Annotated in this window: 13 protein-coding genes; 8 read left to right on the top strand and 5 right to left on the bottom strand. The window is 68.6% G+C overall.

Annotation, left to right across the window (positions count from 1 at the left end):
• Positions 1 to 39 precede the first annotated feature (39 nt).
• Positions 40 to 342, top strand: a complete 303-nt coding sequence (locus P3W75_RS17730) for a hypothetical protein (protein ID WP_276228621.1) — start codon at positions 40 to 42, stop codon at positions 340 to 342.
• 33 nt (positions 343 to 375) lie between these two features.
• Here the strand turns inward: P3W75_RS17730 and P3W75_RS17725 are convergent, their stop codons facing one another.
• A complete protein-coding gene (locus P3W75_RS17725; protein WP_276228620.1) occupies positions 376 to 843 on the bottom strand; it encodes an aminoacyl-tRNA deacylase in 468 nt (155 codons plus the stop codon).
• A 169-nt stretch (positions 844 to 1,012) separates the two neighbouring features.
• Here P3W75_RS17725 and P3W75_RS17720 point away from each other — a divergent pair, with 169 nt between their 5' ends.
• Positions 1,013 to 1,390, top strand: a complete 378-nt coding sequence (locus P3W75_RS17720) for a hypothetical protein (RefSeq protein ID WP_276228619.1) — start codon at positions 1,013 to 1,015, stop codon at positions 1,388 to 1,390.
• A 139-nt stretch (positions 1,391 to 1,529) separates the two neighbouring features.
• Here P3W75_RS17720 and P3W75_RS17715 read toward each other — a convergent pair whose 3' ends face one another.
• The 3 genes from P3W75_RS17715 to P3W75_RS17705 form a co-directional block, all read right to left on the bottom strand.
• Positions 1,530 to 3,929, bottom strand: a complete 2,400-nt coding sequence (locus tag P3W75_RS17715) for a TonB-dependent siderophore receptor (protein WP_276228651.1) — start codon at positions 3,927 to 3,929, stop codon at positions 1,530 to 1,532.
• A gap of 119 nt (positions 3,930 to 4,048) precedes the next feature.
• Positions 4,049 to 5,011 (bottom strand): FecR family protein, encoded by a 963-nt coding sequence (locus tag P3W75_RS17710; RefSeq protein ID WP_276228618.1) that lies wholly within the window; start codon positions 5,009 to 5,011, stop codon positions 4,049 to 4,051.
• A gap of 52 nt (positions 5,012 to 5,063) precedes the next feature.
• Positions 5,064 to 5,561, bottom strand: coding sequence for a sigma-70 family RNA polymerase sigma factor (locus P3W75_RS17705; RefSeq protein WP_276228617.1), 498 nt, complete (start codon positions 5,559 to 5,561; stop codon positions 5,064 to 5,066).
• Between the two features lie 153 nt (positions 5,562 to 5,714).
• On the opposite strand from P3W75_RS17705, the gene P3W75_RS17700 reads away from it, so the two are divergent.
• The 3 genes from P3W75_RS17700 to P3W75_RS17690 all read left to right on the top strand — a co-directional run bounded on the left by P3W75_RS17700 (position 5,715) and on the right by P3W75_RS17690 (position 7,002).
• Positions 5,715 to 6,224, top strand: coding sequence for a DUF4142 domain-containing protein (locus P3W75_RS17700; RefSeq protein WP_276228616.1), 510 nt, complete (start codon positions 5,715 to 5,717; stop codon positions 6,222 to 6,224).
• A 72-nt stretch (positions 6,225 to 6,296) separates the two neighbouring features.
• Complete coding sequence (locus P3W75_RS17695; RefSeq protein ID WP_276228615.1) at positions 6,297 to 6,665, top strand: Rho termination factor N-terminal domain-containing protein; 369 nt, start codon at positions 6,297 to 6,299, stop codon at positions 6,663 to 6,665.
• Positions 6,666 to 6,687: 22 nt separating this feature from the next.
• Positions 6,688 to 7,002 (top strand): DUF883 family protein, encoded by a 315-nt coding sequence (locus P3W75_RS17690; RefSeq protein WP_276228614.1) that lies wholly within the window; start codon positions 6,688 to 6,690, stop codon positions 7,000 to 7,002.
• A 3-nt stretch (positions 7,003 to 7,005) separates the two neighbouring features.
• Here P3W75_RS17690 and P3W75_RS17685 read toward each other — a convergent pair whose 3' ends face one another.
• Entirely contained in the window at positions 7,006 to 7,953 is a 948-nt protein-coding gene (locus P3W75_RS17685) for a site-specific integrase (RefSeq protein WP_276228613.1), read from the bottom strand.
• 176 nt (positions 7,954 to 8,129) lie between these two features.
• Between P3W75_RS17685 and P3W75_RS17680 the strand changes: the two genes are divergently transcribed.
• The 3 genes from P3W75_RS17680 to P3W75_RS17670 form a co-directional block, all read left to right on the top strand.
• Positions 8,130 to 9,104, top strand: a complete 975-nt coding sequence (locus tag P3W75_RS17680) for a DNA-binding protein (protein ID WP_276228612.1) — start codon at positions 8,130 to 8,132, stop codon at positions 9,102 to 9,104.
• A 223-nt stretch (positions 9,105 to 9,327) separates the two neighbouring features.
• Positions 9,328 to 11,976 carry a pyruvate dehydrogenase (acetyl-transferring), homodimeric type gene (gene aceE, locus P3W75_RS17675; RefSeq protein WP_276228611.1) on the top strand — a complete coding sequence of 883 codons (2,649 nt, stop codon included), beginning with the start codon at positions 9,328 to 9,330 and terminating at the stop codon, positions 11,974 to 11,976.
• Positions 11,977 to 11,987: 11 nt separating this feature from the next.
• Positions 11,988 to 12,158, top strand: a 171-nt coding sequence (locus P3W75_RS17670) for a biotin/lipoyl-containing protein (protein WP_346429860.1), incomplete at its 3' end; no start/stop codon positions are given.

Below are 12,158 nucleotides of genomic sequence, written 5' to 3'. Positions count from 1 at the left end.
GGGTCCACGGGCGCGGACGCAGAGCCGCTCCGAACAACGTTGTCATTCGCAGATGATTGCGGTTTCAAGCCCGAGGACCAGGAGCGAGACCCGTGCACTCCCGATGCCGACGCGTCCTGGGCCCGAGCCAACCTGGTCGGCAACCGCACCGAGGCGATCGTCACGACGGGCGCCGGGATCGCCCTGCGCGGCGTCAACGTGGCGGCCCTGAACAACGAGACGGCGGCCACGGTGCTGGAAACCTTCGTCGGGATCACCGCGCGCAAGGCCGTGCAGAAGGTCTACGCGCGGTGCAACAGTGCGCCGCTGCTCGAAGTGGAGCATGGCGGCATGCACGATTAGGCACCGCGAGGGCGCGCCCCTGGTTGCTGCGGCCTACTCGCAGAAGCGCCCGTGGCGCGCTTCGGGCATCAGCTCCAGGTACTGGCTGGCGCTCATGTGCACCAGCGCGGCGTGGTCGCCGGCTTCGAAATACACCTCCGGCTGGGCGCCCAGGGCGTCGTCGATCAGGGTTTCCAGGCCGAACAGGTTGCCCACCGCCGGGATCGCCCCCGGCGCGCAGCCCTCGAAGCGCGCGGCGAAGTCGCCCTCGTGGGCCAGGCGCCAGTTGCGCCGGGTCAGCTTGTGCACCTTGTGCAGGTCGACCTGGCGGCTGGCCGGCACCACCGCCATCAGCCAGTGGCCCTGGAAGTCGTCGAGGATCACCGCCTTGGCCATCTGCTGCGGCGGCACCCCGGCGCTGCGCGCGGCCTGGCGCGTGGTCATGGATGTGGCGTGGGGCAACAGGTCGTAGCGCGACTGGTGCTGCGACAGGCAACTCTGCAAGCGACTGGACATGCTCATGGCACACCTCCGCTGGGTGGCGCCGCGCCTCGTTCCCGCGCGTGGCGGCGCCGCTGGCGCCGGGGAAGCGTCCCGCTCCCCGTTACGCCGCAGTGTAACGCCGTCGGCCGCGCGCGGCCGGCGGGCCGACCGGGTGCTAAGCTGGCAGCACGCCCTCGCGGAGAACCCCATGATCGACCTGACCCTGGTCCGGCGCCTGCTCGAAGGCGCGCAACGCGCGGCCGGCGGGCCCTTTCCGGTGGAGGCCATCGCCCGCCACTACCACGCCCAGCTGCGCCGCGAACAGGGCGAGCAGGCCCTGGACGCCGACGTGGTGATCGCCAACGCGCTGATCCTCACCGACCTGCTGCGCCGCCTGGGCCTGCTGCAACGCCTGTACGACGGCCACGAGGTCGGCACCGCCGGCGATGGCGAACGCCTCACCGCCGACGGCGAGCGCTTCCTCGCCCTGCTCGACGACCCGGCCTTCGTCGCCTACCTCGGCGAACGCCCGCTGCGCGGCGACCGCGATACCGTGCTGGAGGCGATTCGGCGCTTCAGCCCCTAAGGCCAGGGAATAGCGTAGGGCGCATAACGCCTACGGCGTTATCCGCCATCACTCCCAGGCTCCGGCGCGACGGCCAGCGGCGGATAACCGCGAACGGTTATCCGCCCTACGGCTGAACGCCTCGCTCAGCCCCTCCCCCTCAGAACCCCACGCTGGCCTGGACGAAGAAGGTCCGCGGCTGGCCCACGTAGATGCCCGAGTTGTTGTCGCTGGAGCGGGTGTAGCTGAGCTTGTCGAACAGGTTCTTCACCCCGGCGCCGAGCTTCAGGTTGGACAGCTGCGGGCCGAAGTCATAGCCCACGCGGGCGTTCCACAGCGCGTAGCCGGGGATGTCGCCGTACTGGCCGTCGGCCGTCGGGTCGGTGATGTAGTTGTGGGTGAAGTTGCCGTTGGCGTCGGTGGTCGGGCCGGGCGCGCGCTGTTTCGACTGGGCGAAGGCGTCGACGTTGTAGGTCCAGCGGTCACGCACGTAGCGCATGCCCACGGTGGCCACCTGGCGCGAGTAGAACGGCAGGTCGCGACCCTTGAAGCCGGGGATGTCGCCTTCGTAGGTGGCGCGGGTGTAGGTCAGCGTGCCGTAGGCGGTCAGGCCTTCCAGGCGCGGGTCGAGTGCCGCCAGGTCGTAGTGCGCGGAAGTCTCGATGCCCTGGTGCTTGGTGGCGCCGAGGTTGGTCCAGCCCACGTCGTTGCTGATGTATTGCAGCTCGTCGTCGAAGTCGATGTAGAACAGCGTCACCTCGCCGCCGAAGGCGCCGTCGTCATAGCGCGTGCCGATCTCGTAGGTGCGCGCCTTCTCCGGTTCCAGGCCGTCGGCGGTCTGGTTGCCGCGCCCGCCCTGGCCGAGCTGGAAGTACTGCAGGCTGCCGAACGAGGTCTCGTAGTTGGCGAACAGCTTCCAGGCGTCGGAGACGTGGTACATCACGCTCAGCGCCGGCAGCGGCTCGTTGTAGTCCTTGCTGCGGCTCTTGGCCTGCACCGGCTTGCCCTTGTTGTCGAGCACCGGGCGGTCCTGCCAGTCGGTGGAGATGCGTTCGAAGCGGATGCCCGGGGTCACCGTCCAGTTGCCGACGTCGATCTTGTCGTCGATGTACAGCGAGTTGGCCTCGGTGCCGCCGGTGCGGTCCTGGTAGATATGGCCGTCGGCGCCCGGCTGCGGGGTCGGCACGTTGTTCACCAGGCCGACCTGGGAGGCGCGCTCCTCCATGTCTTCCTTCAGGTAGCGGTAGCCGACGCTGGCTTCCTGGGTGGTCGGGCCGACGAAGAAGATCCGCGACAGGCGCGGCTCGAAACCGAAGGTGTGGTAGTCGCGCGGGTAGGACGCCAGGGTCTTGAGGTCGCGGTTGGCGATGTCGCTGCCACGGAAGCTGTCGCTGTAGTAGGTCAGCACTTCCAGCTGGGTCAGGTCGTCGATCTTGCGCGTCCACTTCAGCGAGCCGTCGCTGCGGCGGCCACGGAAGCTGTCCCAGTCGCGCACCGACTGGTAGGGGTCATGGTCGAACTGCGCCTGGGTCAGGCCGCCGGGCATGTCGGCGGTGCCGTCGTAGTAGTGCAGGTTCAGCGCCAGGTCGTCGCTGTCGGTGGGCGCCCAGTGGGTCTTCAGGGTGACGTCGTCGATGTCGTTGTGGTTGTTGCTGTCGCGGTAGCCGTCGCCCTTCACCCCGGAGTACAGCAGGGCCATGCCGATACCGTTGTCCGCGGTGCCGCCGATGAAGGCGTTCTGCATCTGCTTCCAGCCGCCGTGGCCGGCGTGCTCGACGGTGGTGCCGACCTCGCCGGAGAACGTCTCCGGAATCGCCCGGGTGACGAAGTTGATCACCCCGCCGACGTTCTGCGGGCCATAGCGCACGGAACCGGCGCCGCGCACCACATCGATGCTGTCGTAGCTGCCGGCCACGCCGGGAAACATCGACAGCTGCGGTTGGCCGTAGGGCGCCACGGCGGCCGGCACGCCGTCGATGAGGATGGTCGAGCGTGGCGACAGGCGCGAGGTCAGGCCGCGCACGCCGACGTTGAGGGAGATGTCGCTGCCGCCGGTGCCGTTGTTTTCCTGCACCTGCACGCCGGGAATGCCGCGCAGCGCTTCACGCACGCTGACCACCCCGCGCTCTTCCATGGCCTGGCGGCGCACCACGGTGCGCGCGCCGGGATGGTTCTGCACGTCGCGCTCCTGGGCGTCGGCCAGCCAGTCGCCGACCACCTTCACTTCGCTGGACTCCATCTGCAGCGGCGCGTCGGCGCCGGCCTCGCGCTTGCGCAGGACCACGCCGTTGCCCACCACCTGGTAGTCCAGGCCGCTGCCCTGCAGCAGGCGCTCCAGGGCCTGTTCCGGGGCCAGCTCGCCGCTGACCGCCGGGGCCTGCTTGCCCTGCACCAGCTCCGGGGTGAAGAACAGCTGCAGCGAGGTCTGCTGGCCAAGCTGGCGCAGCGCGGCGTCCAGCGGTTGTGGCGGGATATCGACCTGGGCGGCCTGGGCCTGGCCGATGGCGGCACCGATGGCCAGGCTCAGGGCCAGCGGCAGCAGACGACGCGAGGAAGACATGCGAAGCGAGGGGTTTGTCACGATGTTCCTGTTCCTTGAAGTCCCAATGGCAGCCCGCGCTTTCAGTGCTTCGCGAGCCTTTGCCGGGGTAGACGAAACAGGGTGATGAAAACCTGAATCTAACGGAGAATTATTTCGTTTGAGCCATCGGCAAGGGTCTGCACCCGTACCGGCAGCAGGTGCGGCAGCGCCGCCAGCAGCGCGTCGGTGTCGTCCACGCGGAACACGCTGGTCAGGCGCATCTTCGCGGCTTCCGGGCTGACCACGCTCACCGGCTTGGCCCGGTAGCGCGACACTTCACGGACCACCTCGGCCAGGGTCGCGCCATTGAACACCAGGCGGCCGTCGCGCCAGGCGGTCTGCGCGGCGACGTCGGCGGGCGCGGCCGGCGCCACCCGACCCTCGGCGTCGATGCGCGTGGCCAGGCCGGCGGTCAGCAGCTGTTCGGCGGTCGTCGCGTCGCGCCCGGCGACCCGTACCCTGCCCTGCTCCACCGCCACCCGCACTTCATCGGCGTCGCGGCGCACGTCGAAGCGGGTGCCGGTGACCGTCACCTCGCCAAGCCCGGCGTCGACCACGAAGGGCCGTTGGCTGGCATGGGCGACGCTGAACATCGCCTCGCCGCGCTCCAGGCTGACGCTGCGCCGCTCGTCACCCAGGCGCACCTTCAGGTGGGTGTCGCCGTTGAGCTCCAGGTAGCTGCCGTCGGGCAACTCCACCTGGCGGCGTTCGCCCAGCGCGGTGTGGAACTCGGCGCTGTAGTCGCGGCCCCAGCCGCCGAACAGCGCGACCCCGGCGGCCAGGCCGGCGACACAGGCCGCGGCGGCGAACGCCGGCCAGCGCCGTTTGCCGGCGCGCGGGCGCAGCGCGATGGGCTCGTCGGCGGCGAGTTGGCGCAGGCGCTGCGCGGGAATCAGGTCGGCGGCGCCCCACAGGCGCTGCAGCGCCTCGAATTCGTCGCGATGCACGGGCGCCGCCAGCCAGGCTTCGAAGTCGGCGCGCTCGGCGCTGTCCAGGGCGCCATCCTGCAGGCGCACGAACCAGCGGGCGGCGGCGTCGCGCGGGTCTTCGCTCAGCACCATAGGGCGCTCCGGGGCGATGTCCTTGGGTTCGGTTTCACGGGCTGGTCCTTCATCACGGTGTGTCGCCCAGGCGGTCCCTGAGATGGCGCAGGGTGCGGATCATATATTTTTCCACCATGTTCTTGCTCAGCCCCAGGCGTTCGGCGATCTCCGCCTGCGACAGCCCTTCCAGCTTCTGCCAGACGAAGACCTTGCGGCAGTTGGCCGGCAGTTCGGCGAGGGCGCGTTCGATGGAGCTGGCCAGTTGCACCGCATGCATGGTGGTCTCCGGGTCGCCGTCGGGCGCCTCGTGTTCGTCCAGGTGCTCGATGCCCACCGGGGCGTGGGCGCGCTCGCGGCGGAAGGCGTCGATGGCCAGGTTGCGCGCCGTGCGGTGGAGGTAGGCGCGCGGCTGTTCCACCGCGGCCTGCGGGGTTTCCAGCAGGCGCAGGTAGGTGTCGTGGGCCAGGTCTTCCGCATCGACGCGATTGCGCAGGCGGCGGGTCCAGGCTCCGATGAGCTCCTCGTAGTGTTCGAAAAGCCCTGGCTTGCGCGGTCGATTGGCGGACATGGAGGGATAAACGCGAAGAAGGATCAAATGATAATGCTTCCTGTTTTCCACTTGCAATCTCCACTCGGCGCGCCAGTGGAAAAACGCGGAACCTCGCGGCGCCGGCTCCGTCAATGCACTAGCCAGTACTCATCGACACAAGGAGCATCCGCAATGAGAGGAACCGGCATCCTGCGCGGCGCACTGGTCTGCGCCGCCCTGCTGGGGGCTACGCCGCTCTGGGCCGCCGACCCGGCGCAGGCGTTCGTCGAGCGCGCCTCGGCCACCGGCCTGGGCGAGATCGAAGCGGCCAAGCTGGCCCTGGGCCGCAGCCGCGCGGCCGACGTGAAAACCTTCGCCGTGCACCTGGTCGACGACCACACCAAGACCAATGTGCAGCTCAAGACCCTGGCCGAGAGCCGCCAGTTGAAGTTGGCCGACGGCCCCGACGCGGCCACCCGCGAGCGCCTGAAGACGCTGGCGGCGAGCCCGGACGACGCCTTCGACACCGCTTTCGCCCAGGCCGAGGCGCAAGCCTACGAACAGACCCTGAAGCTCTACGGCGAGGCCGCCGAGCACGCCGAAGACCCGGATATCCGTCAGTTCGCCCAGACCACCCTGGCGGTGCTGCGCCTGCACCTGGAGATGGCCCGCCAGCTGGCCGAGGCGCACCCGGCCAGGTGAACGCTCGTCCGTATGGCTGAACCTCGGCGACTCAAGGCTTTCTCTTGACTACACCTATAGGAGGAATCCGCCATGTCACGCGCCAGCAAGGACACCTACAGCGCCGAGCAGAAACGCAAGGCTCGGCATATCGAGGAAAGCTACGAACGCCAGGGTGTGCCCGCCGACGAAGCGCGGGCGCGCGCCTGGGCTACGGTGAACAAGCAGTCCGGCGGCGGCGAGCTCAAGGACGGCTCGGGGCGCGCCACCAGCGAGCGCGCCAAGGCTGCCGCGCGACGTTCCTCGGCACGCCGGGCGGCGGCCACGCGCAAGGGCGTGCTGCGCCCCGACCGACCGCTGGAGGCCATGAACAAGCAGGAGCTGCTGGCCGTGGCCCGCGCGCGCAACATCGCCGGGCGCTCGACCATGCGCAAACAGCAATTGATAGAGGCGCTGCGCTGAAGCGGCGCCCAAGGAGCAGACGATGAGCCAATCCCGATGGTCCCTCGGTCGCCGCCCCAGCGGCCTGGAAGAACTGCAGAGCCTGGTGGCGGACCTCGAGTCCCTGCTGGAAAGCAGCCGCGAGCTGGCCGCCGACGAGGTGCCGGCGTTCAAGGCGCGCCTGCGCCGCCTGACCAGCGACGGCCGCGACGCCAGCGAGCGCCTGGCCTACCGCAGCCGCCAGGCGTTGCGCGCCGGCGGCGAGTACGTTGGCGAGCATCCCTGGCAGGTCGGGCTGATTCTCGCCGCCAGCGCCGGGTTGCTGGCTGCCGCCTGCCTGCTCGCCCGGCAGCGCTGAGGCTCAGGGCACCAGCGGCGGCTCCGGCGCCGGCTGCAACTGGCCGGGGAAGCTGCCGTGGGGCTCCACGTAGCGCAGCGCGGAATTCGCGTCGCGCCAACCGACGTAACTCATCAGCGCCTTCTGGTCCCAGCCGCTGCGGCTGGCCCAGGTGGCGAAGCCACGGCGTAGCGAGTGGCTGCTATACAGCTCGGCGGGCAGCCCGGCGCCGCGCAGCACCGCGCGCAGCAGTGGAATCACGCTGCCGGGATGCAGCGCGCTGGTGCCCAGCCGGCCCCAGCGGTCGACGCTACGCAATACCGGGCCCTCGGCCAGCCCGGCGGCGTCGACCCACTCCAGGTAGGCCTGCACCGGGCACAACCGCGCCAGCGCCGGCGCGCTGAAGGTGCGCCCCTGGTTGTCGCGGTCGCCCTTGCTCCAGGGCAGGAACAGTTGCATGCCCTCCCCGGCCCGCGCGCGGATGTGCTCCACGCGCAGGCGGCACAGCTCGTCGCTGCGGAACGCGCGCCAGAAACCGATGAGCAGTAACGCGCGGTCACGCAGGCTGCGCAGCAGCACAGCCGTGTCGCCTTCGGCGCGGGCGCGCCCGGCGTTGTCCTCGAGCCAGTTCACGCACTGCTCCAGCTCGCGCAGTTGCAGGGGCTCGGCCTGTTTCTCCTGGCGTGGGTGCAGCGCACGGATGCCCTTCAGCACCTGGCGCACCAGCGGCGCGCGGGTCGGGTCGGGAAAGCCCTGGCTGGCGTGCCATTGCGACAGCGCCGCCAGGCGCAGCCTGAGGGTGTTGGCCGAAAGGCTGCCGGCGTGCTCCGCCAGGTAGCGCGCCACCGCCTCGGCGGTGGCCGGCAGCAAGCCGCCCCAGCTCACCTCGTAATGCTCGATGGCCGCCCGGTAGCTGCGCCGGGTATTGGCGCGGGTGGCCGCGTGCAGATAACGCTCGACTTCCTGGCTCACCGGCACACCTCTATTTCGTAACGCCACGGCCGGCAAAACCGCCCGGGGTTATCGATCACATTGAATAATTCGTGATTATCCAATGCTAGATAACGCTGTTCAAATGCTTTCTAAACGGGAATTTTTAGTATGTAATTACATGCTATGTAACACACTACGAAATCGTCGGAGAGGCCATGGCTCGGGGCGGAATCAACAAGGCGCTGGTACAGAAGGCACGTCAGGCCATACTGGCCCGTGGTGACAACCCGAGCATCGACGCCCTGCGCGTGGAGCTGGGCAACACCGGCTCCAAGACCACCATCCACCGCTACCTGAAGGAACTGGAAAGCGAGGTTCGCGGCCCCGCCGGGCAGCCCCTGCCCCTGGGCGACGAGCTGGGCAATCTCGTCATGCAGCTGGCCGAACGCCTGCAGCAGGAAGCCCGCGATTCGGTGGCGGACGACCGCGCCAGGCTGTCCCGCGAGCGCCTGGACTACCAGCAGCAGGTGCGCCTGGCCCAGGCGCGCATCGAGCAGCTGGAAAGCCAGAACCAGGCCCTGGAGACGCGCCTCAAGGAAGCCCTCGACTCGCTGCAACTGAGCCAGCAACAGAAGCACCAGGGCGAACTCACCAACGCCCGCCTGCGCCAGGCCGCCGGCGACCTGGAGACGCGCCTGGGCGAACGCGACGCGCAGATCGCCTCGCTGGAGGAAAAGCACAACCACGCGCGCATCGCCCTGGAGCACTTCCGCCAGGCGGCGAAGGAACAACGCGAGCAGGAACAACGCCAGCACGAGGCACGCATCCAGCAGTTGGGCGCCGAACTGCGGCAACTGCAGCAGAACCTGGTGCTGCGCCAGGACGAACTCACCCGCCTGAACCGCGACAACGAGCGCCTGCTCACCGAGGCGCGGCTGCTGCGCAATGAACAGCACGAGCAGCAGCAACAACTGGCGCGCCAGGCCCTGGCCAACGAGGCGCTGCGCCAGGAGCGAGCCCAGGCCGAAGGCGCGCGCACGGTGCTGGAACAGCGCAACCAGGCGCTGGACGCGGAACTGGGCCGCCTCGACCAGCACAGCCGCGAGCAGGCCGGCCAGCTGCAGGCGCTGCAACGGCGCCTGCTGGAGCTCAGCGCCGCGCTGAGCGAGGAATCACCCTCCGAGGAGTGACGCGCAGGGGTGCGACGCCGCCACGGTGGCGCCCTGCGTCTCGCCAGCTAGGCTATAGCGACCACCCGGGCGACTTGCGCATCGACCAGCGTCCCCGGCAAACCGGGTCGTCCGCCCCGCCCTTGCCGGCGATTGGTCCAGCGCTTTTCCAGGCTTTTGTCCCTGGGACCGTCCGCAACGCTGAAATAGCCTGGCCCTATCGCAACCTGCAAGGTATTCCGCAATGCACGATATCGACCCCGTAGAAACCCAGGAGTGGCTGGACGCCCTGGAATCGGTTCTCGACCGTGAAGGCGAGGACCGCGCCCACTACCTGATCTCCCGCCTCGGCGAGCTCGCCAGCCGCACCGGCACCCAGCTGCCCTACGCGATCACCACGCCGTACCGCAACAGCATCCCGCTGACCCATGAGGCGCGCATGCCCGGCGACCTGTTCATGGAGCGCCGCATCCGCTCGCTGGTGCGCTGGAACGCCCTGGCCATGGTGATGCGCGCCAACCACAAGGACCCGTCGCTGGGTGGCCACATCTCCACCTTCGCCTCCTCGGCGACCCTCTACGATATCGGCTTCAACTATTTCTTCCGCGCGCCCAACGGCGAGCACGGCGGCGACCTCGTCTACTTCCAGGGCCACGCCTCCCCCGGCATCTACGCCCGCGCCTTCCTCGAAGGCCGGCTCAGCGAGGAGCAGCTGGAGAACTTCCGCCAGGAAGTCGATGGCCATGGCCTGTCGTCCTACCCGCACCCCTGGCTGATGCCGGACTTCTGGCAGTTCCCCACGGTGTCCATGGGCCTCGGCCCGATCCAGGCGATCTACCAGGCGCGCTTCATGAAGTACCTGGAAAGCCGCGGCTTCATCCCGCCGGGCCAGCAGCGCGTGTGGTGTTTCCTCGGCGACGGCGAGACCGACGAGCCGGAATCCCTCGGCGCCATCTCCCTGGCCGGGCGCGAAAAGCTCGACAACCTGGTGTTCGTGGTCAACTGCAACCTGCAGCGCCTGGACGGCCCGGTGCGCGGCAACGGCAAGATCATCCAGGAACTCGAAGGGGTGTTCCGCGGCGCCAACTGGAACGTCATCAAAGTCATCTGGGGCCGCCTGTGGGACCCTCTGTTCGCCAAGGACACCGCCGGGCTGATGCAGGCGCGGATGGACGAAGCGGTGGACGGCGACTACCAGAACTACAAGGCCAAGGACGGCGCCTACGTGCGCGAGCACTTCTTCGGCGCCCGCCCCGAGCTGCTGGAGATGGTCAAGGACCTCTCCGACGACGAGATCTGGAAGCTCAACCGCGGCGGCCACGATCCCTACAAGGTCTACGCGGCCTATCACGCCGCGGTGAACCACAAGGGCCAGCCGAGCGTGATCCTGGCCAAGACCATCAAGGGCTATGGCACCGGCACCGGCGAGGCGAAGAACATCGCCCACAACATCCACGAGATCGACGTCGCCAGCCTGCGCGCGTTCCGCGACCGCTTCGACATCCCGATCAAGGACGCCGACCTGGAGAAGGTGCCCTTCTACAAGCCCGACGAAGGCAGCGCCGAAGCCCGCTTCCTGGCCGAACGCCGCGCCAGCCTGGGCGGCTCGATGCCGCATCGGCAGGGCAACGCCTTCAGCGTGCCGGTGCCGCCGCTGGAGACCCTCAAGGCGATGCTCGACGGTACCGGCGACCGCGAGATTTCCACCACCATGGCCTTCGTGCGGATCATCTCGCAGCTGCTCAAGGACAAGGAGATGGGCCCGCGCATCGTGCCGATCATCCCCGACGAGGCGCGCACCTTCGGCATGGAGGGCATGTTCCGCCAGCTCGGCATCTATTCCTCGGTGGGCCAGCTGTACGAGCCGGTCGACAAGGAACAGCTGATGTTCTACCGCGAGGACAAGCAGGGCCAGATACTCGAAGAAGGCATCACCGAGGCCGGCGCCATGTCCTCGTTCATCGCCGCCGGCAACGCCTACAGCAACTACCGCCAGCCGATGCTGCCGTTCTACATCTTCTATTCGATGTTCGGCTTCCAGCGCATCGGCGACCTCGCCTGGGCCGCCGGCGACGCCATGGTCCGCGGCTTCCTGCTCGGCGGCACCGCCGGGCGCACCACCCTCAACGGCGAAGGCCTGCAGCACGAGGACGGCCAGAGCCACATCCTCGCCGGGGTGATCCCGAACATCCGCACCTACGACCCGACCTACGCCTACGAGCTGGCGGTGATCATCCACGACGGTTCGCGGCGCATGCTCCAGGAGCAGGAAAACATCTTCTACTACATCACCGTGATGAACGAGAACTACCCGCAGCCGGCCATGCCGGCCGGCGCCGAGGCAGGCATCATCAAGGGCATGTACCTGCTCGACGAGGAGAACAAAGACAGCGCCCACCATGTGCAACTGCTGGGTTCGGGCACCATCCTGCGGGAAGTCGAGGCGGCGGCGAAGATCCTTCGCGAGGACTTCGGCATCGGTGCCGACGTCTGGTCGGTGCCCAGCTTCAACGAGCTGCGCCGCGACGGCCTGGCCACCGAGCGCTGGAACCGCCTGCACCCCGAGCAGAAGCCCAAGCCGAGCTACGTCGAGGAATGCCTGACCGGGCGCAAGGGCCCGGTGATCGCCTCCACCGACTACATGAAGCTCTACGCCGAGCAGATTCGCCAGTGGGTGCCGGGCAAGGAATACAAGGTGCTCGGCACCGACGGCTTCGGCCGCAGCGACAGCCGCCGCAAGCTGCGCGACTTCTTCGAGGTGGACCGCCGCTGGATCGTCCTCGCCGCCCTGGAGGCCCTGGCCGACCGTGGCGACATCGAACCCAAGCTGGTGGCCGAGACCATCGTCAAGCTGGGCCTCGACCCGAACAAGCGCAACCCCCTGGACTGCTGAGGAGACGCATCGTGAGCGAGTTGATACGCGTGCCCGACATCGGCAACGGTCAGGGTGAAGTCATCGAACTGCTGGTCAAGGTCGGCGACCGCATCGAGGCCGACCAGAGCCTGCTGACCCTGGAGTCGGACAAGGCCAGCATGGAAATCCCCTCGCCCAAGGCGGGGGTGGTGAAGAGCATC

The organism is Pseudomonas citronellolis (assembly GCF_029335315.1).
In the GTDB taxonomy this organism is placed as follows: domain Bacteria; phylum Pseudomonadota; class Gammaproteobacteria; order Pseudomonadales; family Pseudomonadaceae; genus Pseudomonas; species Pseudomonas citronellolis_A.
This window is presented reverse-complemented; position numbering and strand designations above follow the sequence as displayed.

Excerpts from the sequence above, each read along its gene's own strand:
- P3W75_RS17725 (WP_276228620.1), bottom strand. The coding sequence starts at position 843 with ATGAGCATGTCCAGTCGCTTGCAGAGTTGCCTGTCGCAGCACCAGTCG.
- P3W75_RS17720 (WP_276228619.1), top strand. The coding sequence starts at position 1,013 with ATGATCGACCTGACCCTGGTCCGGCGCCTGCTCGAAGGCGCGCAACGC.
- P3W75_RS17715 (WP_276228651.1), bottom strand. The coding sequence starts at position 3,929 with ATGTCTTCCTCGCGTCGTCTGCTGCCGCTGGCCCTGAGCCTGGCCATC.
- P3W75_RS17710 (WP_276228618.1), bottom strand. The coding sequence starts at position 5,011 with ATGGTGCTGAGCGAAGACCCGCGCGACGCCGCCGCCCGCTGGTTCGTG.
- P3W75_RS17705 (WP_276228617.1), bottom strand. The coding sequence starts at position 5,561 with ATGTCCGCCAATCGACCGCGCAAGCCAGGGCTTTTCGAACACTACGAG.
- P3W75_RS17700 (WP_276228616.1), top strand. The coding sequence starts at position 5,715 with ATGAGAGGAACCGGCATCCTGCGCGGCGCACTGGTCTGCGCCGCCCTG.
- P3W75_RS17695 (WP_276228615.1), top strand. The coding sequence starts at position 6,297 with ATGTCACGCGCCAGCAAGGACACCTACAGCGCCGAGCAGAAACGCAAG.
- P3W75_RS17690 (WP_276228614.1), top strand. The coding sequence starts at position 6,688 with ATGAGCCAATCCCGATGGTCCCTCGGTCGCCGCCCCAGCGGCCTGGAA.
- P3W75_RS17680 (WP_276228612.1), top strand. The coding sequence starts at position 8,130 with ATGGCTCGGGGCGGAATCAACAAGGCGCTGGTACAGAAGGCACGTCAG.
- aceE (WP_276228611.1), top strand. The coding sequence starts at position 9,328 with ATGCACGATATCGACCCCGTAGAAACCCAGGAGTGGCTGGACGCCCTG.